Genomic DNA, 26,807 nt, shown 5'->3' on the forward strand with positions numbered 1-26,807 from the left:
TTAGTTTGTATTAAATATAGATTTTTTCTATTCCATAAATTCCTTCGGATAAACAACCGTCCCATGTACATGTTGAAGAGCTCCTTCTTTTAATTCAAGTGCCATGAAAGATTCTGATGACACAGGAAATGGTGCAGAAATTTCCCATAGATCCGCCCTTTTGAAGCCGAAATTAGGATAGTAATCTTTATGACCCAGGACAATGATAGATTTATACCCAAGTTCACACGCTCTTTGAATAGCTTCACGAATGAGGGTACTGCCAATTCCCTTTCTTTGATACTCTGGGGTAACTGAAACAGGAGCTAGAGCAAGAGAGGCACTCTCTTCACTCTGATTTACTATTCTTATCTTAGTCAACAGAATATGGCCAACTATCTCCTTCTTTTCATCTATCGCAACTAAAGACAGCTCAGGTATAAATGCATCCGATCTTCTAAGTCGCTGTACAAGGAAGTGTTCCTTTTGGTCGCTGTATTCTGCTTGTTCAAAAGACGTTTCACTACATGTTCTGTGATTATATAATCTTCTTGTCTTTCTTGCCTGATAGTTATATACATCTATTCCTCCAATAAAATCTTCAAGTGGGATTTTGTCAGCCCCAGTAACTCAAAGTCATTATTTTCAATCTGTTGATTAATTTTGTTTGCTTCTGCCCATGCCAGCTGGTATTGGGCCTGATTAATCGTACCTTTGGTGTATGCTTCCTCCAGCTCATCTGCATCTTTTTGGATTACTTCTCCTGATGAAAGAACAATAATGTCTAAAAACAGGTCATCCGTGTAAGGAAGGTTATTTTCTATTCCATTCTCATTCGTGATATCGATATACCATTGAACGACCTCGCCACTCGCATCAAACATGGTCGTTAAGGAGTAATGTTCATTGCTTGGAAAGTGCTGAAGCCACATATATCCATCATCGACGATGCAAATACTCTTTTCATCATAGTTAACAGTTAAAGGCTTGATAACTTTATGTATATAAATTAAAGTAACATACCCTCTAAAGGCATCTGTATCCAAAAATTTCTGTGAGTATTCCCTTTTTAAAATTCGCTTCCATTCAGAGCGGTCTCCGTGTCGTCGTTTCAGCATCGGTATCCTCCTAGTGGGTTGTAGGGGTACAGCGACCCACCCACAACTTACAATATGTGAATTGCCGTCGATTTCAAATGGTTTTTTGTATACTTTAGGTGGTTTTTCGTTCGGTGGCTCTTACGGCTTCTTTACTAGACGCAGATGTTTATCTCAAAAAAATGAAGCGGTTGGAGCTTCGCTTTTTTCTTCAGTAAAGAAAGAAGCCTTTGGGATTAGTACGCTTGGAGATATAGGGTGAGTTTTCTGAGTTGTTATATGGAAAAGAGCCTGAGCATGACAGCAGGCTCTTTTTCTATGCACCTGAAGAGGCGGGCAATACTACATCAGAAGAGTTCAATTCTCTTGCCATACTTATTTATCAATTCGTTATTGTGCTCCTCAGAACCGTCAACATTCCCGCTTTTAAATATCGGAATCTTCATCCCTTTTTTAATAAGAAGTTGAACGGCATTCACAATTATTTGATTCAGGATGGCTGCATTTATGATTGTGGACCCTGGCCCTAACCTATTTGTTGAATGATGATTATGTAATGTTATTAAGGCGTCTCCTATAGGGATAAGATTATCAAGTGCAATATCAGCTGCAGCCGCTAAATGTAAATCCGTAGAATGACGAGAAGGAAGGGTGTGGTAGGCATGGGACGATATTGTCATGACTTTCATTCCCATCTTTTTCCCATACTGTGCAACATCTATCGGAACAGGATTTCTTCCAGATGTGGAGACAACCAATAAAACGTCATTGGGTTGGAATGGTTGGGAGGGTAGAAAGGTTTTTGCGAACAAGGGGTCTTTCTCTAAATCAGAGGAACGCAGCGCTCCCTTATGCAGCATGAGATTTTCCACCAATAATGGTCTAATTGGGACAATTCCACCTGCCCTATAAAATACTTCTTCAGCGATCATGTGGGAGTGGCCGCATCCAAAAACATGTAGAATACCTTCATTACCAAAGCAGTCAGCAAGGAGAGAGGATGACTGCTCCATTTCAATACTGTTTTTTTCCTCCACTTTTGTCAGGAGCTGTTGAACAGCTGATAAATAACTTGTATCCATGATATCTCTCCCTTACTATTCAAATCTCTTCATTTTGATGTAGAATTTGTATCTGTCACCCCTATAGTGGGATTTTACTAGTTCTAGAGGAGTCCCATCTTGTAGAAAAGTGTTTCGCTTAATGTATAACATTGGATGATCTTTATTAATTTTTAAAAGTTTGGCATCTTCACTAGAAGCTTGTATGGATTCAATCATTTGATCTGCATGGGCAATTTCAAGGTTCAGCTTTTCTTCGATATAAGCATAAAGGGAAGTGTTTGCTACTTCTTCCGTTAGTCCTTTTACTAAATTGGCAGAGAGGTAATTTGTCTCAAGTGCCATCGGTTCACCATCAGCCAAACGTATCCTTTTTATCTCATATACAGGTGCATGTTCCTTAATATGAAGTTCATCAGCTATATGAATGGAGGCTGGCACTATTTCAAAATGGATCAATTCACTTGTGGGGTTCATCCCCCGTTTTTTCATATCCTCTGTAAAAGAGGTCAACCCTTGAAGCGGCTGTTCAATTTTTTTATTTGCTACAAAAGTGCCGCTTCCCTTTTTACGATAGAGAAGCCCCTCGGTTACCAGTGAATTAATGGCTTGCCTGACGGTCATTCTGCTTATTCCATAAGCTTTGGCATATTCTCTCTCTGAAGGTATAGTTTCTCCAGGAACTAAAGTACCTGAGTTAATTTGATCCTTAATGAAAGATTCTAGCTGGTAATAAAATGGTATGGGGGAACTTTTATCAATCATTTACCCTGTTTATCTCCTTTCAAGCAATGATACTAGAGTTTTGACGAACCGTATTGTCTGCAATAATTTTAACACAAGGATGCTTTCTTAGGATAGATGCAGGAAATGAGTCTGAAACACTGCCATTTATCAGTTGGTCATAAGCTTTTGCCTTGTTCTTTCCAGAAACTAATAGCAGTATTTCTTTCGCATTCATAATGGAATTTATACCCATTGTGATAGCGTGATGTGGAACACTTTCCATTGTTTCAAAAAAACGGGCATTCGCTTTTCTAGTCGATTCTGTAAGTTTCACAACATGAGTTTTGCTGTCAAAACTGGTTCCAGGTTCATTGAAACCAATATGTCCATTTTCCCCCAAACCTAAAATCTGGATATCTGCAGGACCTTTGTTTTGGAGTTTCAGTTCATAATTTCTGCATTCTTTTTCAAGATCTTCTGCTTTTCCGTTCGGAATATGAGTATTTTCTCTATTAATGTTGATATGTTTGAATAAGTTTTTATTCATATATTCGTAATAACTGTTCGCATCATTTTTATCTAAACCAACATATTCATCCAGATTAAAGGTAGTTATACCTTCATAGGAGGTACTGTTCTCCTTATAGTCTTTTATCAAATATTCGTAGAGTTTTGTTGGTGTGCTTCCTGTTGCCATTCCTATTACAAGGTTTGGGTTCTTTTTAACTTTTTTAATAATGATTTCTGCAGCTATTTGACTTAGGTCGTCATAGGTAATAGCGGTGATAATATCCATCAGGCCTACTCTCCTTTATAAACTAATTGACCATTGCAAAAGGTCATCTTCACTTCAAAATTTTGATTCATGATTACAATATCAGCATCTTTCCCAACTTCGATACTTCCTTTTCTTTCCCAAACATTGAGCCTTTTAGCAGGGTTGGTTGAAGCCATTCTGACGGCTTCCTCTAATGCACAGCCTGTGAATTCTTTCATATTTCTCAAGCCTTCATTCATTTTTAGAACACTACCCGCAAGTGTGCCATTTTCAAGTAGTGCAGTGTTGTTTGCCACTGCGACTTTTTGTCCACCCAATTCATATTCTCCATCCTCCAGCCACTTTGCTCTCATGGAATCCGTTATTAACAGAATTCTATCTGGTCCCTTTGCAAGATAGGTTGCTTTTACGACAGCAGGGTGAACGTGAATACCGTCAGCTATCATTTCGATTAAAAGCTCCTCATGGGCAAGACCTGCACCCACAACACCTGGTTCGCGATGATGGCTACCTCGCATACCGTTGTAAAAATGTGTAACGTGCTCTGCACCTGCTTCCATAGCATCGAGCATCTCATGATAAACAGCATCAGAGTGTCCAATGGAAGTGATGATCTTATTTTTCGTTAAATGATGGACAAATTCTACACCGTTTGGCTGCTCTGGTGCCATGGTAACCACTTTAATATGGTTTCCGGACTCCTCTTGCCAGCTTTCAAAAAGTTGGATATCTGGCTTCACAATATGTTCCAATGGCTGTGCGCCAGCGCGTTTTGGGGATATAAATGGACCTTCCAAATGTATTCCAAGTAATTCACTGCCTATTGATTGATTCGTACCTTTTTTTAAATAGTTATTTACTGTGCGTAAGGCTGATTCAATATCAGATCGCTCTTGGGTAATTGTTGTAGCTAAAAAGCTAGTTGTACCTTCCTGTGGCAGTGTTTCACACATTGTTTTCAAGGATTCTTCAGAAGCATCCATTGTGTCAGCTCCGTTTAAACCGTGTATATGGATGTCTATGAAACCTGGGGAAGCAAACAGATCGGAGGAAAAACGAATTTCCTTGATATTTTCAGTGTTTTGGTATTGATCCATGGCTCCTATTTCAAAAATTTTTCCTTCTTTAACTTTGATAAATCCATTTTGTTGAATTGTTTTCTCTTTTATTAGATTGACAGAAAGCAGGGCATAACTATTTATGATAGTACTCATAGATGTCTCCTTTCACAATTATCGTATGTTAATTCTAACAGAATAATGTATAGTTGTATATACCACTTATAACTATATTACTTGATGTGTTTCCTCATAAGTATAAGATATTCCCAATTTTATTGGTATAGACAACTATACGAAAGTTGTGCTAGTATTACTTCATTGCAAGCACTTTCATAATATAAAGGAGTATTGATAAAAATGATTGGTTTTTTACAAAGAATCGGGAAATCACTAATGTTGCCGATTGCTGTGCTTCCTGCTGCAGCAATATTATTAAGAATTGGACAAGAGGACTTATTGGGTATTGAATTTATTGCAAACGCAGGGAACGCAGTATTTGCTAATCTTGCGCTTATTTTTGCTATTGGGATAGCGATTGGTTTCGCCAAAGATAATAATGGATCTGCGGCATTGGCTGCTGCTATAGGATACTTGGTATTAGTTAGTGGCACCCAAGCAATCAATGAAGATATTGATATGGCCGTACTAGGCGGGATAATATCAGGGGTTGTAGCAGGATTGCTTTACAACAGGTTTCATGATATAAAAATGCCTGATTGGCTTGGTTTTTTCGCAGGTAGACGATTTGTTCCTATCATTACCGCTACTGTAATGGTAATCTTAGCTGGAATATTTGGAGTCATTTGGGCACCGATCCAAGAATTTATTAACAACATCGGCCAATGGATCATAGATGCAGGAGCAGTCGGTGTTGGTATCTTCGGATTCTTGAATCGCCTACTCATTCCGATAGGGTTGCACCATGTACTCAATAGTTTAGTATGGTTTGTATTTGGAGAATATAATGGTGCGACTGGGGATTTAAATCGATTCTTTGCAGGTGACCCGACAGCTGGTATCTTTATGGCCGGTTTCTTCCCTGTCATGATGTTCGGTTTACCTGCTGCAGCGTTAGCGATGGTTGCAACAGCAAAAAAACACCGCCGTAAAGCTGTATCAGGAATGCTGATTGGTATCGCCTTTACATCATTTTTAACTGGTATTACAGAGCCGATTGAGTTTACTTTCATGTTCCTGGCTCCGTTTTTATACGTCATACATGCATTATTAACAGCAAGTTCCATGGTTATTGTTTACTTATTGGATATAAAGCATGGTTTTGGATTCTCTGCCGGTGCCATTGACTTTTTCCTAAATTGGGGGATAGCACAGCAGCCGTTTTTACTTTTAATCATCGGTTTAGCTTATGGCGCAGTATATTTCTTTGTTTTCTATTTTCTTATTAGGACCTTTAATTTAAAAACACCAGGTCGGGAAGATGAAGAGGATATTATAGAAGAAAAAGGAACAGGTGAAGATAAATATTCTGTAATGGCTCGTAAATTTATTGATGATATAGGTGGTAGGGAAAATATTGCTGCTGTTGACTACTGCACGACCAGACTCAGATTGACAATCAGGGATATGAGTAAAGTGCAGGAAAATTCATTAAAGCAACATGGTGCCAAAGGGGTCATAAAAGTAAATCAAACAAATCTGCAAATAATTGTTGGAACCGATGTCCAATTTGTCGGGGATAAGATGAAAGAATAGAACCAGTCTAATATGGCTGGTTTTTTTCTATTAAGATTTGAAATGATGTTTAGAAAAAAGATGTACCAGCCTTTGGCGACATTTACAACTCTACTATTTGAGAGCAAAATGGTTTCAGCCGACCAATCCCCCCTCATTCCGGGTCAACGGACCTGTCCCCTCGTCGCTTATCCCCCCTTCATGGTTCATAGGGAGCAGGAGAACAGTACCTTTTCTTAACATTTACAATATTTTAACTTATTAGGACACTTTTTTATATTATTATTATTTCTGGTAGATACATAGTCTATTAGATTCTCGTCCATCCACGAGTATTTAATATAAAAATTTTATAGTAGGAGGCATTTCTATGCTGAAGAAGTCCATGTTGGTTGTTTTTGCCTTTATTTTGTCGTTCTCTGCTTTACAGCTTGATCCGCAATCTGTATCGGCACTTCCCCCTGGAACACCGTCCAAGTCTCAAGCTCAAACGCAATTAAACTCGTTGACTGTAAAATCGGAAGGCTCCATGACAGGATACTCAAGGGATCATTTCCCGCATTGGAGCAGCCAAGGTAATGGCTGCGATACTCGCCAAATTGTCCTTCAACGAGATGCCGACTATTACAGCGGTAACTGTCCTGTCTCCTCTGGAAAATGGTATAGTTATTTTGATGGCGTTATAGTATACTCACCATCTGAAATCGACATTGATCACGTTGTTCCGTTGGCAGAGGCTTGGCGTTCCGGCGCTAATAGCTGGACAACCGACCAGCGACGTGCTTTTGCCAATGACCTAAATGGACCACAGCTAATTGCCGTAACAGCAAGCGTTAATCGCTCCAAAGGGGACCAGGATCCATCTACATGGCAACCACCTCGTACCGGAGCCCGCTGCGCATATGCAAAGTGGTGGATTAATACGAAATACCGCTGGGACTTGAGTCTTCAATCATCAGAAAAATCAGCATTGCAAACGATGCTTAACAGCTGTTCCTACTAAAAAATCTATCGAGGCTGCAGGTTATGTGCTTTGCAGCCTCTATATATAAGAGAGGAGTCCTACCTATGGAAAAGCTATCTTCTATTTTTACTGCATCACACGGCGTCATGACTACAGAAGTTGGTGTCATCAGCGGCGAACTTGAACTGCGAACTACTTGTGATGAAGATGGAGTTCTGTCGCTTGCGATTACTTATGTAGGTGCCGAAGAGTGGTACACGTTGCCTGGTGAAGGCTATCGCCTGCATGATTTGCGGGACCATGAAGTGGTTCATGGGATGCTTGTGAAGGTGTTGGAGCGGGGATAAGAAGAAAGGCAGGTGGCCACCCCACCACCAATATCCCTTCTACCTTTCAATTAAATACTTTTAGTGGTTTTTCGTATACTTCAAGCATTTTATTGACTAATTGGAAGCGTTTATTGAATAAATGGAGAGGTGGAGTGAAACCCAACAAAACATCCAATTTACATCAACCTTTCTACAGAAAAGGATTGACGCATCGGGTCACCGTACCTGTCCCCTCAACCCAGCTCAGCCTATACACATCCGGATTCCTAAGGTTCTTCCAGTCTTCAAATCCAAATCTAGGTTGATAATGCCTAATTAGCAGGGACATGATATTGCCATGTGTCACGATAACGATATTTTCCTCGTCCGTTTCATAAGCTTCTTCTACAACTTGGCCAATTCTATCCATTGCCTCTCTACTTGATTCGCCGCCTTCGAATTTCAGGTCTAAATCTTCATAGGTTGCTTTCAACTTTTCAAGCCAGTCTGGTAAATCTACGGAACTAAGTGTGCGTTCTGCTAAGCGATCCTCTTTTTCTATTTTTATTTCCCTGTCTTTAGCAAGCGGTTCTATTGTTTGGATAGCGCGTAAAAAAGGGCTAGAGATGATGCGGTCTATTGATGTGTTGGAGAAATACCTTGCTAACTCTTGCGCTTGCTTCCCTCCCTTTTCTGTAAGGGGTGATTCTGGAGGTTGCCCTTTGGCTTCGCAATGCCTGATTATGTAGATGTTTTTTGACATGAATGGGTCCCCTTTCTTTTGCTATTTATCATTACGAACAGAATGGAAATTTGTTTCATTTTTCATAAAAAAAGACGATCCTTTTGCTCCCTTGTCAAAGAAGTAAACGAATCGTCCCTCTTATTTTTCACGCCACAGCATACTAACTGATTGTTGTTTTTTCGGGTCGATGTACCCTTCCCTTTGATTTATACACCCAACCACATAACAATATACTAGATTCATATAAAAGTACTAAAGGAATAAGAACAAACACTTGGGATAGTAAGTCTGGCGGTGTTATCATTGCGGAGATAATGACCATTGCCAGGTACACGTATTTACGATATTTTGTCATCATCATCGGCGTCAAGATGCCGAGCTTTGTTAAAAACCAGACAATGGCCGGCATTTCAAATATTAGTCCTAAGGGAAGGGTAATCTGGAACAAAAAGCGAAAGTATTTTTCCGCGGTGAACATGGTTTGGAACATACCTTCTGATAGAGCGACTACGAAACCGAAGACCTTTGGGAACACAACAAAATAGCCAAATGATAAGCCTGCCACAAACAAGAGAAATAATACAGGTATAAAGAGGGCAGTTGACTTTCGTTCGTCATGCTTAAGAGCCGGCTTGATGAAAACCCATAATTGATATGCCGCAAATGGAATGACCGCTGCTAATGCGCAAATACTGGCAAGCATAAAATAAACCCAAATTATTTCGGATGGACCGAGCACCGTTAATTCTACTTCCACACCCTTCATAATCCACTTGTAAACTTTTCCCACTTGGAAAAAGCTGACCAGAAAGATAGAAACGTATATAAAAAGGATCATAAGCAGCCTTTTTCTTAATTCTGCCATATGAGTGAGAAAAAAAGTCTGTTCCACAAAACATCCTCCTTTGTCTGTTTTAAAAAAGAGGGGCTATCCATAGAAAGAGATAGCCCACTCATTTATTTACAACGTCTTCTCTTCTACCTTTTTGTCTGCATCTACTGATTCGTTGTCATCCTTCATTAAATCTTTTGTCCCCTTTTTAAATTCACGCAGGGTGACGCCGAATGAGCGCCCGATCTCAGGAAGCTTGGTCGGTCCGAAAATAAGCAAGGTAATTACGAGTATAATGATAAGTCCAGGAATACCAATGTTTTGTAGCATGTGCTCGTCCTCCTTATTAGTTTTGGATTAAACCTTGTCCTTGTGTCACATTGATTTTCGCTTCTCCGTTTGGTACTTCACATTGCCATAAAAGTGATTTAGAAGCATTAGGTGTTTCAATGTTGTCCACAGAATAAGCAGTCCAAGTAGCTTTGGTGTTAGTCAATTCCAGCAATGCATAACCGTGTGTTGTACTGTCAAACAGTTCAATCCAAGGATTCTCTAATTTGACGATTTGTTGAATTTCTTTAAATAAAAGTTCAGCTGTAATCGTTGCTGCTCCGCTTAATCGGCCTTTTACAATGTCGATAAGTTCTGAGGCAGCGTCGATTGGAATTGGTCCCGACGTGTCTGGTGCTTGGTTTAATGCATTACGGAGCGTTTCTCTTAAGTTGCTTGACGTTACAGAACCTACCATTAACTCTACGCCGTATTTTTCACTCGTTTTGTCATATTTATATTGAAGGTAAGAGGCTTCAAAAGTATGGAAGTCCCCTGTGAGCGCTATAAAGTTATCAATTTTATTGTTCATGACCGTTTGTGCAATAACATCTCTTTCATAAGCAAACCCATCCCATGCATCTAAATTCATGTAGCGATTTAGTAATTTCAACTGGGTGATTTGCACTTCATTCCCCCAAATTTTCCAGGTTCCGCCTGCATTCTTTAATTCATTCAAGAACCATTCGCGCTGGGTGCTTCCGAGCATGGATCGGTCAGAATTGTTAATGCCTTCACATCCTCCTGAAATGTAGCGATCTAATGTACCTTGTCCGCACGGGTGTGCATCTCGATAAAGACGCTCATCTGTTAAGAGAATCGTTGCAAGGTTACCAATTGTAACAGTTCGATATATTTTAATGGACTCTTCAAAAGACTTCGTTCCGTCATAAGGAACACGTGCCGGCATGTATTCAAACCAGACTTGATTGGCAATAAGTCTCCTAGCCGGGTCGGACTCGGGATTATCGTCCGGTGCTACTGCCGGATAATACGTGTCATTGGCAAACTCATGATCATCCCAAGTAGCCACCATGCCATGACGCTCATGCAATTTTTGCAGGTCTTTATCTCCACGATACGTTTGATAAAGCTTGCGGTAATCCTCTTTGGTAAAAGCTTTCGCTTGTCCACTTGGAAGCTTAATTTGTCTATCTTTCAAATTTCCTTGGTAGGCCGCATCTCCAACAGATTCATAGATGTAATCTCCAAGATGCAAAAAGAACAACATTTCCTCTTCTGCCATATGACCAAGTGCATTAAAATATCCATTCGTGTAATCCTGGCAAGAAACATAGCCTATCTTTGCAGAAGCAACCTGACTATTATCTAAAGGAAGGGTCCTACATGCCCCTGTCTTACTTACATAGCCTTTTTTCGTAATAAAACGGTAGTAGTATGTTTGATCCGGTTTAAGTTGCCCATCCAAATCTATCCGAACCACATTATCGTGATCCTTCCAGATAGGAGAGAAGCCTTTAAGCACTACACTAGAAAAATCCTTTGTTGTACTTACCTCAAACATGACAAATTTCCCTTGTTCAATTGCCTCTGCCAGAGACTCATCATTGTTGGCAGTTGTATTTTCTAAATAGTAGATGATATTGCTGGTAATTTCTTCTGTTGAAAGCCCATCCTCTAAGGAAGGATCCACTCTTGTCCACAACATCATTCCACTAGATGTTGGGTCACCTGAAGCAACGGATTGAGGAAATCCTTCCCCGACAGTTTGAAGTCCTTTATACGGCGTCACACCTTCTGCTGCTAGCGCCTTATTGGAGACAAAAGAAGTCAATTTGCTAATCCCTGTCGTTTCCAATGCCACCACTGCTGAACCTGCTAAAAAATACTTCAAAAAAGTTCTCTTAGACGAATCGTATGCTTCAAATTCCCTTCTGCCATTCTTCAATGCTGTTTCCTCCTTCTAAGTTGTGTTCGTTAACAGAGTAAAGGGTAAAAGTAAACCTGGTTTGAATTATCTGTTACAGGAGAATTAAAAGAATATTACAAGGTGGGGTGGGTTAGAGGGACAGGCACCATGATTCGTTTATACGTGAAAGTGTTAATTATTTCCTTGTTACTCAGGAAGAAAGGGATCTTAGTTTTTACCTACACATCTTTTCTTTCCACGTCATAGTTATAGAATAAATAGAGGATATAGACTATACTGTAATTGAGAATGATAATCACACTCATATATTAACTTCAAGAGGGGATGAATCTCATGGAAACGAACAAATCAACTTTAGCTCAAACCATTCGCGAGCGACGTTCTATAAAAGCTGGATATACAGACAAAGAAGTAACTCAGGAAACCGTTCTAGAATTACTGGACGATGCTGTCTGGGCACCTAACCATGGACTACGGGAGCCATGGAGGTTTATTTTTGTGTCCTCAAGTGAAAAGCAGGGATTTGTAGAGAAGCTGGTAAAAACATTCCCGCCCGAGATGCAGGAAAACAGAAGGAATTATTTCAGTCAACCCTCTGCCTTCCTAATCATTGTAATGGAAGAAGACCCGAGACAAAAGCAATGGGAGGAGAACTTCGGGGCGGTCAGCTCACTAATTCAGAACTTCCAGCTGCTTGCCTGGGAGAAAAAGCTTGGCGTTGTCTGGAAAACTAATCCTCATATATACGATCCAAAAGTTCATAGAATCTTGGGTGTAGAGCCTGGAGAAAAAGTGGCAGGATTCTTGCATTTGGGGTATTTCGAACAAGTGCCACCAAAACGGGAACGAAAGTCCGCTGAGAGCAAATTGACAGCGTTTAAGAATGAATAGGGTAATGGAAAAGACGCTTACCTTCTGAGAGGGAAGCGTCTTTTCACTTTGAGTATTGTTTTTTTCGTGAGGTATTCAAGGTGGAAGTAAACACTTAGAGGAATTTATAGGGGTTATGCAGGAGCCACCCTACCTTTTACTTTTACTTTTCATGATGAAGATTTCTTTTTCAAGTCTATTTACCTTGTTGTCAATGAAGTCGAAATCGTTCATTCTTAGTTCATTTGTTAATTCAAACTGTCCACCAATACCGTCGAGTTTTGCTTCAACAGTATTGAAACGTTCGTGCATTTCTGTCTTCATGTTAACTATTTCAAACTTTATGCTTCCTATTCCAATTTTCATGCTTCCTACTTCAGTCTTTATGCTTCCTACTTCAGTCTTTATGCTTCCCATTTCGGTCTTCATGCTTCCTATTTCTGATTTCATGCCTCCCATTTCGGTCTTCATATTTCTTATTTCTAATTTCATGCCTCCCATTTCGGTCTTCATGCTTCCTATTTCTGATTTCATGCCTCCCATTTCGGTCTTCATATTTCCTATTTCAGATTTCATGTTACCCATTTCAGTCTTCATGCTTCCTATTTCAGATTTCATGTTACCCATTTCAGTTTTAATACTTCTCATTTCGGTCTTCATGCCTGTCATCTCTGACCTTAAGCTGGTTGTTTCCGATTTTAAATCATTTACATCTCCTCTCATACCTTTAACTTCTGTATCCAGGCCGATAAGCAGCTCAAGAATTTGTTTTTCCATGTTATCACCTCCTCTTTTCATTATAGTGGATAGGAGAATAACTATCACGTACTATACGAAGAATTCATTTTCCATTTTTGGATGCGGGTATCGCAGAGAGCTACTATTAAAAGTGGGTCAAGGTGCCTGTCCCTGCAACACCAGCTCCCCTCTACCCACGAAGTATGGGCAGCGTGCAACAACGAAAGGATCCGCCTGATTTAATGATTTCCATAATATCAACTTCAATCACTTCAAATCCTCGCTTTTTGAGCTCTTTGTTCACTTTTGGGTTAACTGGCAGACTAAAAATTTTCTTATTGCCAATGTTGAGTACGTTTGTGCCAAGGGTGAACTGTTCCTCTTCTGTTACTTCGATTAATTCAAACCGAGAAGAGAGCATGTCTATCTCTTGCTGTGTAAAAGCTTCTGGATAGTAAAGTGCTTCTGTCGGTGAAATGATGTTGAACACACAATCCAGGTGTAAGTATTTTTCTTTAAAAGGCATCTTTACTACATCATAATGCGGCAGGATGCTTTGAAGATGTTCAATTGCTTCCTCGTTCGTTCGGTTGCTCAAACCAACATACACCGTTTCGCCATTGATGATGACATCTCCGCCTTCAATCATGTCCCCCTTTAAATTTAAATAAGAAATTTCTTGTTGCTCCAACATGCTTTTTAAGACATCTTCTTCCCCTTGTCTTATTTTATTAGCCATTTCCGCAACAAATAGGATATTACCAAGCGTGAAGCCAATATCTCGGGTGAAAACCTGCTCAGGGAACATTTTCATTGCAGGCAGGAGGATAATTTCCACTCCATGCTCCTCCAATGTTTCAACGAATTTCTTATGCTGCGTCATGGCAATTTCAATATGAATGCCTTCATTCTTAAACTTTTCCTGTGTTTCATTAATAACCTCTCGGATGGTCATATATTCAGGTTTGCACAGAATCACCTTGCGCAGCACATCATACTCACTGCTTGCATGTGGCCGCATCGATTCATTGAAAATGAAAGACATGTTAATCCCCCTTTAACTAAATAATGTTTTTATTGTTACCTAGTAAAGGATTTTTAATTGGCAAGAAAAACGATTTTAATTTTACTTAGAAAAGAGCAACTCCACTTGCACAAACTTCCAGAATAACCTCTTCCTCTTTACCTATACTAACTATGTGTGCGTGACAAAATGGATAAAGAAACAAAAAGTGAGGGGTTAACTTGGCAAAAAAAGAGGAAAACGTATCCACCGATGATGCAGTGATGCAAATGCTGCTTGATTTAACAGATAAAGATGGTGTGGAAATTGGAATCACGTTAAACATTAATGGAACAGTAGTAGCAGGAACGCTCGTTGGTCCCCACACTTATTACGAGGGAATCATTCAATCTGCAGATGGTGTAGAAAATAGTACCCTGTCGCGCGTTCTACATAAAAAATTCACTGATCTTAAAGAAGCCTATATCAGTGAGCGACAAGAAGAAGAGGAAAAGAAAAAGCAGGATTTGATTGCTACGTTTATTCATTTGAAAGATGCTGTGTATATTTCTGCGAACGCGCAATCTCCTTTCAAAAGTCATACTTGGTGGCGTGGAAGAATTGATTCCATTGATGGATTTTCTTTTAAGCTTTAAGCAGTTGAACTTATTAATCGTAGACATGACGATGGAGGGGTAGAGGTGACAAACAAGAAAATCGGACAAGTCAGTGCTTGGTGCATAATTAGCATGGCTTCCATCCCTCTTATTATGACACTTGGCAATTCTATGCTTATTCCAGTTTTGCCATTGCTCGAAAAAGAATTGGATATCTCCTCCTTCCAGTCCAGTATGATCATCACTTCCTATTCTGTTGCATCGATCTTCTTAATACCTATTGCAGGTTATTTATCTGACCGGTTCGGCAGGAAAATGATCATTTTGCCAAGTTTATTGCTGGCACTTATCGGAGGATTGATTTCGGGATTTGCTTCTTGGAAGATTGACGATCCCTACACATGGATTATCATCGGTCGAATTATCCAAGGTGTTGGTGCAGCCGGGGCGACTCCCATCATTTTGCCGCTAGTTGGCGACTTGTATCAGGACGATGATGAAAAAACCAGCTCTTGTTTGGGAATCATTGAAACCTCCAATACATTTGGAAAGGTTCTTAGCCCTATTTTAGGATCGCTATTGGCTGCTGTTCTATGGTATCTTCCCTTCTTTTCTATTTCCTTTTTCAGTCTGATTTCCATCCTGCTTGTACTTATTTTCATCAAAGTTCCGAGGAAAAAAGATAAACCACTCGCACTAAACATCTTTATACGAAACACAAAAAGGATTTTTCAAAAAGAAGGAAAATGGCTATATACTACTTTCATCATTGGAATTTACGCCATGCTGATCCTATTTGGCCTATTATTTTATTTATCAGATATACTGGAAAAAACGCATGACCTGCACGGAGTGAAAAAGGGCTTATATTTAGCGGTCCCTTTGTTCACCCTGTGCGCCTCTTCCTATATTACTGGAAAAGTGATCAAGGGAGATATTGAATTGATGAGAAAGATTCTGATGATCACACTTGGCGTTATCGCCATATCCATCGTTTTTGTTGGCTATCAAAATGAAAAGATATTCTTGTTGCTATCCATATCCAGTTTTATTGGCATTAGCATTGGAGCTATGCTGCCCACCCTTGATGCTTTAATTACCGAAAATGTTGAGAAGGAAGAAAAGGGGACAATCTCCTCCCTTTATAGTTCCTCTCGATTCATCGGGGTTGCTGCAGGTCCGCCAATTATGTCTGTGGTCATGAAACACCACCTACTAACAAGCCTCTATATATCCAGTGCTATGGCAGTCATCATAGGCGTACTTGTTTTTATTTTCATCCAAAATGTAAAACCAAAGAAAAGCACGCTTTGGTAGTGGCTAATGGGGACAGGCACGGTGACGCAATTTTGCATGGATGTGCGAAAAGTGTAGCTTCGTGCAGTTTGTTGCTAGAGCAAGGACCTCTACTTCCATTTTTTACGGGGGTAGAGGTCTTGATCGTCTAGTGAATGAGTAATCCACCGCATATTCTTATATTTTACTTTTAGTTCTAAGCTTAATGATCCGCTCACTAATAACCCCAAAAATCAGTCCAACACCTATGGGAAGAAGTGCTATCTCAAAATATGTAGGGGATACTTTAAATATAAGAAAATTAATATCAGCTAAAAACCCCCAGAAATACAGTAATACCATAGACCCTAAAGCGATTGAAAGTGGCATCCAAAATGGCTTTTTCAATTATTCTCTCCCCTTTTAGTGATCGGTTTAGCGGATTCATCAATATCAGCCATCAATCTTTTCCGCCACCTTCCCGAAATACTCACCTAATTTCACTAACCCTACGGCTATAGCTGAAAGCACACCGTTAAACACGGCCGCAAACCATAAAATCTCAGTAAAACTGATCACAACTGCATACAAGCCCCCTAATAACATACACCCTAAGACCGTTACAAAAAAAGGTATTTTCTTTGCTACAAAACTAACAATCACACTAAATAGCATTACTGCCGAACCCATGATAAAGAAATGAATCCCGAAGAATAGCAAGAACTCCATTTAAACTCATCCTCCAATGAACTCTTTCAGTCTTTTTTTCTAATTCAACATTTTTTCTATAACTAAGATACGGATTAATACAAAATATGATTCATTTTTATGACTTTATTTAATTACACCACAGGTTGTCGAAGGTAGGAGGTTGAGGAAAATTCTAGCAATATTTTTGCGTTCTTTGTAATTTTTGAATGCGTACAACCTATTACATGTAAAAAGGCCTGAAGCAATTTTTCGCTTCGGCCTTTTTTTTTACATTCTGCTATATTATTGTATGATTTCCATTTGAAGTTCTAAATCTTTTACTTTTGCTTGAGGGAGTAGAATTTTTTCGAATTCAAACTCATTTAGACCCCTTCCTTTTCTCACTCTATTAGGAAGGTCCGGATTAGCTAAGGCGCTTGTCCCTAAGGAAACTAAATCAGCCTGATGTCCTTCTATTATTTTTTCCGCTTTTTCGGGATCACCTAATTTCCCGTTAGCAATAACAGGAAGTTTACCAAACTCTTTGGCAGCCTGAGCCAACGTTCTAGTATTCTGCCCGAATGCAGGTGCTGTCGCATCTCCATCGGTAACATGAATATAGTCTAAAGAACTCTCTCCTAATTGAGAGAAAATGTATTCTGCCTCGTATTCTCCTTCAGCCCATTTATGATTTGGATCGGCTACCTTGATTTGAGAGATACGAATTCCAACCATAAACTCAGAGCCTACTGCTTTTCGAATATCTTCAATGATTTCTAATACAATTCGAAGGCGATTTTCTTTTGAACCACCATATTGGTCGACTCGATGATTCATATAATCTGTCAAAAATTGATCCAATAAATACCCATTCGCTCCATGGATCTCCACTCCGTCAAATCCAGCCTCATGCGCTCGCATGGCACCTTGAACAAATGCATCTTTTACTTGTTCGATATCTTGTACCGACATTGCTCTCGGTGTCTGGAATGGACCTGATCCACCATAGAAACCTAATTGTTCACCCTTAGGAGGAATGTCAGAAGGTGCTATTGTTTCATTTGTGTAAGCATTACCTTGACTTTGACCACCGGCGTGCATAAGTTGAGCAATCATCAATGAATCATGGCTGTGAACAAGATCAACTATTTTTTTCCACGCTTGTACATGTTCTTCTCTTACAAGTCCGGGTTGGTCGTCATAGCCCTGACTGTATTTCTCGTCCAGATAAATCCCTTCTGAGATAATTGCACTAAATCCACCTTTTGCGTATCGTTCATAATATTTGCTCATGGTTTCATTGGCACGACCATCTTGCTCTGCACTAATTCTTGTCATTGGCGCAACAATGAATCTATTATGAAATGTTTTACCCGTAATTTTAGTTTCAGAAAATAAATTCTTATATGTCAAAATAATCATCCTTTCTAATTAAACTTAGCTATCATGCTAATGGAAAAAAATCTTTAATTCAAGATTTTTGCACATGATAAGTTTTTCATAAAATAGGATGACGTTAGAACACAAAAATTATGTATGGTGGGGGAGTGGGGGAGTGGGGACAGGAACCTGAACCCACTTCTACTTAATTACTTTATTAACCTCTCTTGTAACATTCCATTGATTGTCTATTAGTGTCCAACCTTCTATTGTAAAAATACGAGTAACTTCATCGTTTCCTTGAATAACAACCATTTCGTAAAATACACTCGCACGAACGTGGTCTTGCATTCGCACCACCCGATTATCAAACCTTTTCTCTGTTCCAATTAAAGCTTTTACAGATTCCTTCAAACCTGCAATTGATTGATCATAATCAAATTCCATCGGCTTTACATCATCTGAAGTAAATATCACAACGTGATAAGAATCCTTATCGTAAAAGGCTTCCAATTTTTCCGTTTTACCATTGGCCATGGCTTCATCCCAACAACGGATAAACTCATTATGTAGGTCAATAAAAGTTTGTTCGGAATACTTCATATGGGACCCCCTGCGAATTTGTAGGCAGCATAACTAATCAAATTATTATTTTTAAGAATTTCTCCAATACTCCTACTGATTTTTCATATAGTCGTTGATTGATATACTTAATTACTCTTATCCAAGCTAAGAAAATTCCTAAAAACCCTGCTACGGTAAGACCAGCCAAAGCAAAATTTTTATGAGCACCTGATCCTGGCACAAAGAATATTATTGTCGATATAAAAATTGTAAAGGTAAAAATCAATAAAGCTCTCTTTTCAATTTTGTATTTTTCATTATTAAGCCTTCGGATACCCATACTCATTATTATTAAATAACAAGCTGTAATGATAACGGGGATTCCCCACATAAATGTATTCATTCGTTTACCCCTTTTACCGTCAAAATTTCTCCCAAACCGCATTTGTATAGGCAATCTTCAATCCAGCTCGTTCCATGTTCTTTTGGCTCACACTACCAAAAGCCGCTTGCCCAACCAAATATCGGCACCCTGCATCAGCAGCCTGTTGCATGCGCTTTTGAATGAGTGCTGTTTGAACACCTTTATTTCTAAATTCAGGTACAGTTGCCGACGCAGCCAATGTGGCCACGTCATTTTTAATTAACAAGACAGCGATACCGGCTGGCTCACCACCTACACTAGCCAAATAAAAAGTCCAATTGTCGCTCTCTGCAAGTACCTTGTTATTGGCGGTCACATAGTCCTTGAATGCAGCGGGCATCCCGAAACCTTTCGTATATAACTCACCAAAGATATCAAAATTCGCGAGACTGATTTCCTTAATATGAATAGCACTGTCTACCCTCATGTCCGATATTTCTTCAATAGATAAGGGACGATAGAGAGCCGTGTGGAAGCCACTCTGAAAAAACCCCATTGTATTGAGCTTTCGGAAAAGGTCGATAGAAGCATTGCCTGGTGTCACTTCAAACCTAGGAGAAATGCCTCTATTTGAATAAAATTCTACTATGTCATCCAAACCTTCTACATTCTCTCCGCTAATTCCCTTCACCGTATTGAACGATGGACCCGGGATATTTTTAACAGAAAACGCCACGGCATTCCCAAACCGCTGCAGCTCCACGCCCATGGCATTATCGTTTTGGCCTCTAACTCTGAGCAATCTATCTTCTAGGGCATCAATCTCAGACTGTTCCACAATTTCCAATTGATATTTCGTTAAGATTGACATGCTTTTACCTCCGGCGCGATGAGATCCGTATCTGGCGGAGTATATCCCAGCTGGCGACCAATTTTAACAATCTGTCCTTTATGGTGGAATTCATGAGTGGTGGTGTGCGTAAAAAGCCAGAGTGTGCTGAAGTCAGATGTTTCACCGTTTTTAAAGGTGTATGGGATGGTATGATCCCAGTTACCTTGATACTTCAGTAAAAACTCCTCAACTATCTCGTCCGTTTTCCGGAAAAGCGCTCTCATATCTTGAACAGTTTTGATGTCTTTCGGTTCTGTTTTTTCGATTGATTTTCCAAGACCATGGGTACCGAGCCAAAAATGATAGCAAGTGCCAATATGTACGTGAAGACTTCGGATGGAGTCCCCGCCGAAGCTCTCTATTTCTTTTACATAATCGGCATGTGCCATGCCTTCACAATACTGAAATAATGTTTCCCTTGTTCGTTTAATCCAATCGTACTGACTTTGAAATAACTCCATTTTCCCATCTCCCTACTTTTAAATGAAGGAATATTCCGTCTTTAATTGTATAGTACCACACAGGTAGGAAGATGGTAATAATTTCTACAGTAGTGTTAGCAGATGCATTGTCAACTATATGAAGATACGTTAAGATGACAGATTTTTAACCATAGGAAGTGGGCCATCGTGGAGTTCGTGCCAAAACCATCCGAGTTCGTGCCAAAACCATCCGAGTTCGTGCCAAAACCACCCAAGTTCGTGCCAAAACAAGTTTGTGGTCTATTAGTCCCATCAACCCGCTGTTTAAAAATCCCTGTTTAGGGGAAATTAAAAGCACTTTGAAATCTACATATATTGGAGGTATTATCCTTGAAAAAATTATTTGGTGTGTTGCAGAAGGTCGGGAAAGCGTTGATGCTTCCGGTTGCACTCCTACCGGCGGCTGGGATCTTGCTTGCGCTTGGGGCTGCATTGAAAGAGGAAAATTTGCTGGAGTTGATGCCGTTCCTTGGAGCAGATTGGATCCAGTTAGTGGCGAGCGTCATGGATGCTGCTGGAGGAATTGTTTTTAGTAACCTCCCTGTGCTCTTTGCCGTTGGAGTTGCAGTTGGACTTGCCGGTGGTGAGGGAGTTGCAGCACTTGCCGCAATTATTGGTTACCTTATCATGAATGCGACGATGGGTGTGGTGCTTGGCGTAGATGACGGGATGCTTGATGATCCAGCATATGCGAATGTACTGGGAATCAATACGCTTCAGAGCGGTGTGTTCGGTGGGGTAATTGTCGGTATCCTCGGGGCCTTCATGTACAATAAGTATTACAATATCGAGTTGCCCTCTTACCTTGGATTCTTTGCCGGCAAGCGATTCGTTCCGATTGTTACAGCTGCCTCTGCCGTTGTGCTAGGTATTGTCATGTCCTTTGTTTGGCCGCCGATTCAAGGTGGGTTGAACACACTTTCGGAAAGTATGATCAACACAAACTTAACGTTGTCCGCCTTTATTTTTGGTGTAATTGAAAGGGCCCTAATTCCGTTCGGTCTGCATCATATTTTCTACTCCCCGTTTTGGTTTGAGTTTGGATCCTATACCAATCAGGCTGGTGATATTGTCCGCGGGGACCAGGCGATGTTCTTTGCTCAGCTGCGAGATGGTGTCGAGCCTACTGCCGGAACGTTTATGACAGGTAAGTTCCCGTTTATGATGTTTGGATTACCTGCCGCGGCACTTGCTATATATCATACGGCGCGACCTGAAAAGAAGAAGGTCGTCGGTGGAATCATGGCATCTGCTGCGCTTACCTCTTTTTTAACGGGTATTACAGAACCCATTGAGTTTTCGTTCCTGTTTGTTGCACCTGTGTTATTCGCGATTCACACCGTATTCGCTGGTCTTTCATTCATGGTGATGCATATATTAGATGTAAAAATTGGGATGACGTTCTCAGGTGGGGTCATCGACTACTTGCTGTTCGGAATTGTGCCAAACAGAACCGCTTGGTGGCTAGTTATTCCAGTAGGTCTTGTATTTTCAGTCATTTACTATTTCGGATTCCGCTTTGCTATAACAAAATTTAATCTTGCAACTCCTGGTCGTGAGGAAGTGGATGAGGAGGAAGATGGAGCCTCTCCGACAACTGCCGGCGACCTTCCTCATGATGTACTAGAGGCGATGGGTGGCAAAGAAAACATCTCGCATTTGGATGCGTGTATTACGAGGCTTCGCGTATCGGTAAACGAGATTTCCATGGTGGACAAAGCTCGCTTGAAAAAACTTGGTGCCTCTGGTGTTCTAGAAGTCGGCAACAATATCCAAGCTATTTTCGGACCTAAATCGGATACGTTAAAATCACAGATTAAGGATATTATGGACGGTAAATCACCTCGTCCTGCTAAAACAGACACAAACAAGGAAGTTGAGCAGCAAATTGAAGAAATCAATCCAGATGCGATGCAGACCAAGTCAACAGAAGGTGGATTTATCGCTCCTATCAAAGGGGAAATCAAACCGCTTGATGACGTGCCAGATCAAGTCTTCTCTGGAAAAATGATGGGTGACGGCTTTGCCATTGAACCTTCAGAAGGACTTGTGGTCTCCCCTGTTGACGGTAAAATTGTAAATCTGTTCCCGACCAAACATGCGATTGGAATTGAATCGAACGTAGGACACGAAATTTTGATCCACGTAGGAATTGATACAGTGAATCTTAAAGGGGAAGGGTTTGAAGCACTCGTTACGCAAGGGGATACTGTTACGAAGGGGCAAGAACTTTTGAAATTCGATATGGACTTCATTAGTAAAAATGCACCTTCCTTGATGACACCAATTGTGTTTACCAACCTGAAGGATGATGAAAAAGTGAAGCTGAACAAGCATGGTGAGGTTGGGTTGAAGGAAGAGGGAATAGTGGAGATTTCTAAAGGTTAAAAAGAAAGGAACGTTTCGATCACACTCATGTTATCGAAACGTTCCTTCTTTATTTTACAGATGGCGGAGTGTTATGCAAGGCTGGAGGAGCAGGATTTAGCTTTGGTTTTCCTCCCCACGCCCCTGACATGCTTAAGTATTCAAAATTAGCTAATCCGTCTGGGGCAGGGCCACTCGCCCAATTGCCTTTGCTACTCTCTTCTCCCTCTGATAATGCAATAAATGTATGAGAGACTTCCGATTTTTCCTTTGAGGTAGGGAATGTGCTTGGTACGATTACTCCTTCCTGCGCTTCTAGTTCGTAAATCGCTGCCAACCATTGATTTTGATGCATTCTATCCCTGGCAATCAGGAATGACAGCATGTCTCTTACTCCTGAATCCGTCGTTTGTTCATATAATCTGACTGCCTGCAAACGCCCTTGTGTTTCAGCGTTTAAATTTGCCCTAAAATCGGCAAGCAGATTACCACTGGCAATTACGTAGCCAGCGTTCCATGGTACACCAACGCTGTTGACTGGCATTGCTGAAAGACCTGAAACAATGGCGTATTGCGGGTTCATCCCTCCCATGATTGCTGCCATTACAGGATTCTGTGCCGCTTCTTCTTGAGCTTTCACCGGTGCATTATCAAGCAGTCTCGCAATCATGGTTGCAAGCATCTCAACATGGGCGAGTTCCTCCGTTCCTGTATCCATCAATAAATCCCTGTACTTCCCATGACTCCTTGTTCCCCAGCCTTGAAATAAATATTGAACAGCAACCGAAATCTCTCCGAACTGCCCACCCAATATTTCTTGCAGCCTTGTCGCAAATATGGGATCTGGCTTTTCAGGCTTGGCTTCATATTGTAATTCCTTCATATGAAAAAACAAAACATCTCCACCCTTCTTTATGCATCACATGTAATATATACTGACAATGGTTTGTACATCATTCTAAATTTTCCATGGTACAATAAAGGAAAGAATTTCTATGGGAGGATATATCATGAAAAAGCACCGCATCTATACGACCAGTTTTGCAAGTGTCTACCCACATTACGTTACGAAGGCAGAGAAAAAAGGACGGACGAAAGCAGAAGTTGATGAGATCATTCGTTGGTTAACAGGCTACAGCCAAGAGGAATTAGAAGCGTTAATCGAAAATAAAACAGACTTTGAGACCTTCTTTGCCGAAGCTCCCCAAATGAACACGGCACGGAGCATGATTAAAGGGGTCGTTTGCGGTGTCCGAGTAGAGGAAGTTGAAGAACCAACCATGAGAGAAATCCGCTATTTAGATAAGCTGATTGATGAGTTAGCTAAGGGGAAATCGATGGATAAGATATTGCGGGCTTAGGGGATAGGTACCAGGACCCACCATTCCCTGTGAAAAAATGGTGTTTTTGTTTTACCAGCAGCATAAATTTATTGAATGAGGGGGGAGTTTATGCAAATGCGTGCCACCATATTTGGTTCTCTTTTGTTTCTTTTGTCAGCCATTCCTTTGGTTGCCTTTCTTACTTCTTGGGGTTCAGCAATGGTTGATTTGTTCAACAGAGTAACGCTCTTTATTCCCATTGCTTTTGGTGTTGCAGGATTACTTGTCACTCTATTTAGAGTAAAAGGGTGGCCAAAGGGTTGGCTGATTGCGGCAAATTCACTTAGTGTTTGCGGGTGGGCACTATTACTCTTTGTAGCAATATATGGTTTTCAAGCACCATAAATTTCGACAAATGGATGTGCATTTTCCCTAATTACGAAAATGAAGATTTCCTAGAATACTTTTTTCAAAAGTTAATTTCGATTTTTCCGCTGAACCTCTTGCTACTCAAGGGGTTCAGATTTTATTTAACAAACGTTTGTTTAAAAAGATCTATTTTAGAAAAAAGGTTTCCCGGGAAATTTGTCGATTAGTAATGAATGATGGCAGATTTATGAATTATATCACTACACCTTTTTCAAAAGTTAATTTCATAAAAATTGTTTTCTCCCTACAGCCCCATAGCTTCGATATTTTCTTAATCAAACGTTGGTTTAAAAATCACTATATTAGAATGAATAAAAGGACAGCCCCCTTACCAAACAAGGGCTGTCCTTTTTATCCTTATATGACTTCCATGATGAAGTCTGTCGATTCAAAAAATAACAAACTAATGAGAATAACGATAAGCGGCAGAATTATTCCAATGAGGCTACATACGATGCCCGCCTTGGCATATCCTCGTCCTGATTGATCCGTTTTGTGAATCTCATTAAGACTTATCACACCAAGGACAAACCCTGGAACCGCAAAAAGCATGCTCAAAAAGCTAATGACACAACTTATGATAGAAATAATTCCTAAAATTAAGGATAACACTGCATTACTGTTGATTTTTTCCGTTTCGGAATGCGGAACAGATTCATTCATTTTTTACACCTACCATTCTAATTCAGTGAATGTTAGAAGATAATTTTTTAAACTCTTTCTGCATTATAGCTCTCCTCAGCTACAACACGCTACTACTTTTCTAGTACCTTAGTATCCTTTTCCCTAATCCAGATATCTCCATGCCTAAATACATCATTTATTTTTGCATGATCCAAACGTTGAATCTGGTTGTCTGTTTTTTCTGTTTGCTTCTATTTCTCATAAGGTAAAGCAACATATTTAATGCGCTGATCGCAAAAATGGACATAAACAGAATCATACCAACAGAATCCCCATCTAGGTTAAGTTCATCAGCCACTATGGCACTAAAGAACATAACCAAGCCGGCAACTAAGATATTTAATAAGGAAACTATCATCACCAGAAAAGTTGATTGTATCGTAGCTTTAAATTTTGGGACTACAATGAATATAAACAAAAAGATGGATACAGCTAATATCGTATATAAAATTGGCCTTAACAGCGCAAACGAGCCAGCTATTTCAAAAGATGAATAGGTATACAAGCCTCACACCTCCGTACTATTCATGAGTTATCCCTCCAGTAATAAAACGAAACAGATTAGGAAAAAGTTCCATGCTGATCCTTTTATTGGAGGTGTTCGATACTAAGGGGTTTTTAGGGGGTGGTTGTCTATTACCGTTTTTCTTCTGGCATGTTCGTTTCGGGCGTAGAGAAGGGCTCACTATAAGTCCTGCCCAAAGTTATCAATAGCACCAGAACCAGCAACAGAATGAATTTCTTAATGTTCATCCCCCCTCTTTATTGGTACTTATCTCAATTAATAAAGAACCTAACAAACTACCCCCTCTCGCCAAGAGTGCTACCTTGGTACCAAGTCTCAATTAAACAACTCCAGCCACCCAGGATAGTCAAATTGTCCGTCTGATATTTGAAAGAAACTTCCGTAGACCCCGAGATGGGTGATGCCGTACTCATTTCCGACAATCGGCGTGTAGGTGGAAAAGAGAAAAAAGTTCACGCGCTCGATTTCCACTTCCAACCCGTCAGGTAGGGTTTCATAAAATGACTCCCCTGTCATCTCCAGGTACTCTCGTTCGCTAGGGTTACTTAGAATTGCAACCAAAGTAAAAGTAATTAACAAAAGCACCAACCTATGGTATTTAATAATTTTCTTCATTTTTTGTCACATCCCTAAATGACTAAAGTTCCTTCCCCATCCCTTGTCTAGTATATTGACGGCAAAGTAACATACATACTCGAGAAGGCCGCAAAGACCCAATCAGCCAGCTGGAACACTCCCTGCATTCAATCTCTTCTCTCCGCGATAAAATATTTACCGCTTAACTCATATAGGATAATGTTGGTGTTCTTGGTGTGTTTGTAGAGGGCTGTTCCAGGAGGGAGGGAATTGCTATCAAGATGACGTTCTTCTAAATTTTGTGCTGTATCCAAATCAACAATATTTCGTTGGACTTCTCCAATCAAGTCCCCCTTAGCGCTTTCATCCGCTTCTTCTCGTGTTATCAAATAGGAAGATTCCTTCACTTTTACAAATTCATATGCCCAGGATGCTTCTTCGGTGGTTTCTGTGATGACCGAGTCCTCTGTTGAAGTACAACCGGCTAAGATCAAGGAAAGGATAGTTATTAATAAAGCTTTTTTCACCAATATCACCTCCACGGATTAGACGGACGGTTTGCCT

The 26,807-nt window shown here is 40.2% G+C and carries 32 protein-coding genes and 1 pseudogene; 9 read left to right on the forward strand and 24 right to left on the reverse strand.

The features are described 5' to 3' along the window. Positions 1-27: 27 nt before the first annotated feature. From HC179_RS17645 to nagA, 6 genes and pseudogenes are all read right to left on the reverse strand, one after another. Positions 28-560 (reverse strand): annotated as a pseudogene (locus tag HC179_RS17645) (GNAT family N-acetyltransferase). Further along, positions 561-1,097, reverse strand: a complete 537-nt coding sequence (locus HC179_RS17650; protein WP_168865506.1) for a ribonuclease FAU-1 family protein — start codon at positions 1,095-1,097, stop codon at positions 561-563. 326 nt (positions 1,098-1,423) lie between these two features. Beyond that, complete coding sequence (locus HC179_RS17655; RefSeq protein WP_168865507.1) at positions 1,424-2,158, reverse strand: sugar isomerase domain-containing protein; 735 nt, start codon at positions 2,156-2,158, stop codon at positions 1,424-1,426. A gap of 15 nt (positions 2,159-2,173) precedes the next feature. After that, complete coding sequence (locus HC179_RS17660; RefSeq protein ID WP_148988908.1) at positions 2,174-2,902, reverse strand: GntR family transcriptional regulator; 729 nt, start codon at positions 2,900-2,902, stop codon at positions 2,174-2,176. Positions 2,903-2,921: 19 nt separating this feature from the next. Further along, entirely contained in the window at positions 2,922-3,659 is a 738-nt protein-coding gene (nagB, locus tag HC179_RS17665; RefSeq protein ID WP_168865508.1) for a glucosamine-6-phosphate deaminase, read from the reverse strand. 5 nt (positions 3,660-3,664) lie between these two features. Then, the gene (gene nagA, locus HC179_RS17670) at positions 3,665-4,855 is read right to left on the reverse strand and encodes an N-acetylglucosamine-6-phosphate deacetylase (RefSeq protein WP_168865509.1); all 1,191 of its coding nucleotides are present in this window, start codon (positions 4,853-4,855) and stop codon (positions 3,665-3,667) included. 204 nt (positions 4,856-5,059) lie between these two features. Between nagA and nagE the strand changes: the two genes are divergently transcribed. From nagE to HC179_RS17685, 3 genes are all read left to right on the forward strand, one after another. Further along, positions 5,060-6,415 carry an N-acetylglucosamine-specific PTS transporter subunit IIBC gene (gene nagE, locus HC179_RS17675; RefSeq protein WP_168865510.1) on the forward strand — a complete coding sequence of 452 codons (1,356 nt, stop codon included), beginning with the start codon at positions 5,060-5,062 and terminating at the stop codon, positions 6,413-6,415. Positions 6,416-6,764: 349 nt separating this feature from the next. Continuing rightward, the gene (locus HC179_RS17680) at positions 6,765-7,397 is read left to right on the forward strand and encodes an HNH endonuclease family protein (protein ID WP_168865511.1); all 633 of its coding nucleotides are present in this window, start codon (positions 6,765-6,767) and stop codon (positions 7,395-7,397) included. Between the two features lie 65 nt (positions 7,398-7,462). Further along, positions 7,463-7,705 carry a hypothetical protein gene (locus HC179_RS17685; RefSeq protein WP_168865512.1) on the forward strand — a complete coding sequence of 81 codons (243 nt, stop codon included), beginning with the start codon at positions 7,463-7,465 and terminating at the stop codon, positions 7,703-7,705. Between the two features lie 172 nt (positions 7,706-7,877). Here the strand turns inward: HC179_RS17685 and HC179_RS17690 are convergent, their stop codons facing one another. The 4 genes from HC179_RS17690 to HC179_RS17705 form a co-directional block, all read right to left on the reverse strand. Continuing rightward, positions 7,878-8,429, reverse strand: coding sequence for a histidine phosphatase family protein (locus tag HC179_RS17690; RefSeq protein ID WP_168865513.1), 552 nt, complete (start codon positions 8,427-8,429; stop codon positions 7,878-7,880). A gap of 142 nt (positions 8,430-8,571) precedes the next feature. Beyond that, complete coding sequence (gene tatC, locus HC179_RS17695; RefSeq protein ID WP_346775158.1) at positions 8,572-9,303, reverse strand: twin-arginine translocase subunit TatC; 732 nt, start codon at positions 9,301-9,303, stop codon at positions 8,572-8,574. Positions 9,304-9,372: 69 nt separating this feature from the next. Further along, positions 9,373-9,573, reverse strand: coding sequence for a twin-arginine translocase TatA/TatE family subunit (tatA, locus tag HC179_RS17700; protein WP_168865514.1), 201 nt, complete (start codon positions 9,571-9,573; stop codon positions 9,373-9,375). A 16-nt stretch (positions 9,574-9,589) separates the two neighbouring features. Next, positions 9,590-11,482: an alkaline phosphatase D family protein gene (locus HC179_RS17705; RefSeq protein ID WP_168865515.1), complete on the reverse strand. Its 1,893-nt coding sequence runs from the start codon at positions 11,480-11,482 to the stop codon at positions 9,590-9,592. 315 nt (positions 11,483-11,797) lie between these two features. On the opposite strand from HC179_RS17705, the gene HC179_RS17710 reads away from it, so the two are divergent. Beyond that, on the forward strand, positions 11,798-12,355 hold the full coding sequence (locus tag HC179_RS17710) for a nitroreductase family protein (RefSeq protein WP_168865516.1): 558 nt from the start codon (positions 11,798-11,800) through the stop codon (positions 12,353-12,355). A 129-nt stretch (positions 12,356-12,484) separates the two neighbouring features. On the opposite strand, the gene HC179_RS17715 is transcribed toward HC179_RS17710, so the two are convergent. Together HC179_RS17715 and HC179_RS17720 are read right to left on the reverse strand one after the other, a co-directional pair. Beyond that, positions 12,485-13,111: a hypothetical protein gene (locus HC179_RS17715; protein WP_168865517.1), complete on the reverse strand. Its 627-nt coding sequence runs from the start codon at positions 13,109-13,111 to the stop codon at positions 12,485-12,487. 151 nt (positions 13,112-13,262) lie between these two features. After that, on the reverse strand, positions 13,263-14,117 hold the full coding sequence (locus HC179_RS17720; RefSeq protein ID WP_205825378.1) for a dimethylarginine dimethylaminohydrolase family protein: 855 nt from the start codon (positions 14,115-14,117) through the stop codon (positions 13,263-13,265). Positions 14,118-14,317: 200 nt separating this feature from the next. Between HC179_RS17720 and gvpU the strand changes: the two genes are divergently transcribed. Next, on the forward strand, positions 14,318-14,731 hold the full coding sequence (gene gvpU / locus HC179_RS17725; RefSeq protein WP_168865518.1) for a gas vesicle accessory protein GvpU: 414 nt from the start codon (positions 14,318-14,320) through the stop codon (positions 14,729-14,731). Positions 14,732-14,824: 93 nt separating this feature from the next. Then, a complete protein-coding gene (locus HC179_RS17730) occupies positions 14,825-16,009 on the forward strand; it encodes an MFS transporter (protein WP_168865638.1) in 1,185 nt (394 codons plus the stop codon). 156 nt (positions 16,010-16,165) lie between these two features. Here HC179_RS17730 and HC179_RS17735 read toward each other — a convergent pair whose 3' ends face one another. From HC179_RS17735 to HC179_RS17765, 7 genes are all read right to left on the reverse strand, one after another. Then, positions 16,166-16,375 (reverse strand): ATPase, encoded by a 210-nt coding sequence (locus HC179_RS17735; RefSeq protein WP_168865519.1) that lies wholly within the window; start codon positions 16,373-16,375, stop codon positions 16,166-16,168. A gap of 45 nt (positions 16,376-16,420) precedes the next feature. After that, positions 16,421-16,696 carry a hypothetical protein gene (locus HC179_RS17740; protein ID WP_168865520.1) on the reverse strand — a complete coding sequence of 92 codons (276 nt, stop codon included), beginning with the start codon at positions 16,694-16,696 and terminating at the stop codon, positions 16,421-16,423. A gap of 264 nt (positions 16,697-16,960) precedes the next feature. After that, complete coding sequence (locus tag HC179_RS17745) at positions 16,961-18,070, reverse strand: NADH:flavin oxidoreductase (RefSeq protein WP_240948572.1); 1,110 nt, start codon at positions 18,068-18,070, stop codon at positions 16,961-16,963. A gap of 168 nt (positions 18,071-18,238) precedes the next feature. Then, complete coding sequence (locus HC179_RS17750; RefSeq protein WP_168865522.1) at positions 18,239-18,640, reverse strand: hypothetical protein; 402 nt, start codon at positions 18,638-18,640, stop codon at positions 18,239-18,241. A gap of 37 nt (positions 18,641-18,677) precedes the next feature. Continuing rightward, complete coding sequence (locus tag HC179_RS17755) at positions 18,678-19,004, reverse strand: hypothetical protein (protein WP_168865523.1); 327 nt, start codon at positions 19,002-19,004, stop codon at positions 18,678-18,680. Between the two features lie 19 nt (positions 19,005-19,023). Then, complete coding sequence (locus HC179_RS17760; protein ID WP_168865524.1) at positions 19,024-19,836, reverse strand: GNAT family N-acetyltransferase; 813 nt, start codon at positions 19,834-19,836, stop codon at positions 19,024-19,026. Beyond that, positions 19,824-20,318 (reverse strand): DinB family protein, encoded by a 495-nt coding sequence (locus HC179_RS17765; protein ID WP_168865525.1) that lies wholly within the window; start codon positions 20,316-20,318, stop codon positions 19,824-19,826. Before HC179_RS17765 ends, HC179_RS17760 begins: the two co-directional genes overlap by 13 nt. A gap of 351 nt (positions 20,319-20,669) precedes the next feature. On the opposite strand from HC179_RS17765, the gene ptsG reads away from it, so the two are divergent. After that, the gene (gene ptsG / locus HC179_RS17770; protein WP_168865526.1) at positions 20,670-22,727 is read left to right on the forward strand and encodes a glucose-specific PTS transporter subunit IIBC; all 2,058 of its coding nucleotides are present in this window, start codon (positions 20,670-20,672) and stop codon (positions 22,725-22,727) included. 49 nt (positions 22,728-22,776) lie between these two features. Here ptsG and HC179_RS17775 read toward each other — a convergent pair whose 3' ends face one another. Next, positions 22,777-23,601 (reverse strand): manganese catalase, encoded by an 825-nt coding sequence (locus tag HC179_RS17775; RefSeq protein WP_168865527.1) that lies wholly within the window; start codon positions 23,599-23,601, stop codon positions 22,777-22,779. A gap of 115 nt (positions 23,602-23,716) precedes the next feature. Between HC179_RS17775 and HC179_RS17780 the strand changes: the two genes are divergently transcribed. Both HC179_RS17780 and HC179_RS17785 read left to right on the forward strand, forming a co-directional pair. Then, on the forward strand, positions 23,717-24,067 hold the full coding sequence (locus tag HC179_RS17780; protein WP_168865528.1) for a DUF2200 domain-containing protein: 351 nt from the start codon (positions 23,717-23,719) through the stop codon (positions 24,065-24,067). Positions 24,068-24,157: 90 nt separating this feature from the next. Beyond that, complete coding sequence (locus HC179_RS17785) at positions 24,158-24,433, forward strand: hypothetical protein (RefSeq protein ID WP_168865529.1); 276 nt, start codon at positions 24,158-24,160, stop codon at positions 24,431-24,433. Positions 24,434-24,814: 381 nt separating this feature from the next. Here HC179_RS17785 and HC179_RS17790 read toward each other — a convergent pair whose 3' ends face one another. From HC179_RS17790 to HC179_RS17805, 4 genes are all read right to left on the reverse strand, one after another. Next, the gene (locus HC179_RS17790) at positions 24,815-25,120 is read right to left on the reverse strand and encodes a DUF4190 domain-containing protein (protein ID WP_168865530.1); all 306 of its coding nucleotides are present in this window, start codon (positions 25,118-25,120) and stop codon (positions 24,815-24,817) included. A gap of 157 nt (positions 25,121-25,277) precedes the next feature. Next, positions 25,278-25,646: a hypothetical protein gene (locus tag HC179_RS17795; protein WP_168865531.1), complete on the reverse strand. Its 369-nt coding sequence runs from the start codon at positions 25,644-25,646 to the stop codon at positions 25,278-25,280. Between the two features lie 336 nt (positions 25,647-25,982). Next, positions 25,983-26,282, reverse strand: a complete 300-nt coding sequence (locus HC179_RS17800) for a hypothetical protein (protein WP_168865532.1) — start codon at positions 26,280-26,282, stop codon at positions 25,983-25,985. A 128-nt stretch (positions 26,283-26,410) separates the two neighbouring features. Then, on the reverse strand, positions 26,411-26,770 hold the full coding sequence (locus HC179_RS17805; protein ID WP_168865533.1) for a hypothetical protein: 360 nt from the start codon (positions 26,768-26,770) through the stop codon (positions 26,411-26,413). Positions 26,771-26,807: the final 37 nt, after the last annotated feature.

It is taken from the genome of Bacillus sp. RO1, from assembly GCF_012524115.1.
Taxonomy (GTDB): Bacteria; Bacillota; Bacilli; order Bacillales; family Bacillaceae_I; genus Sutcliffiella_A.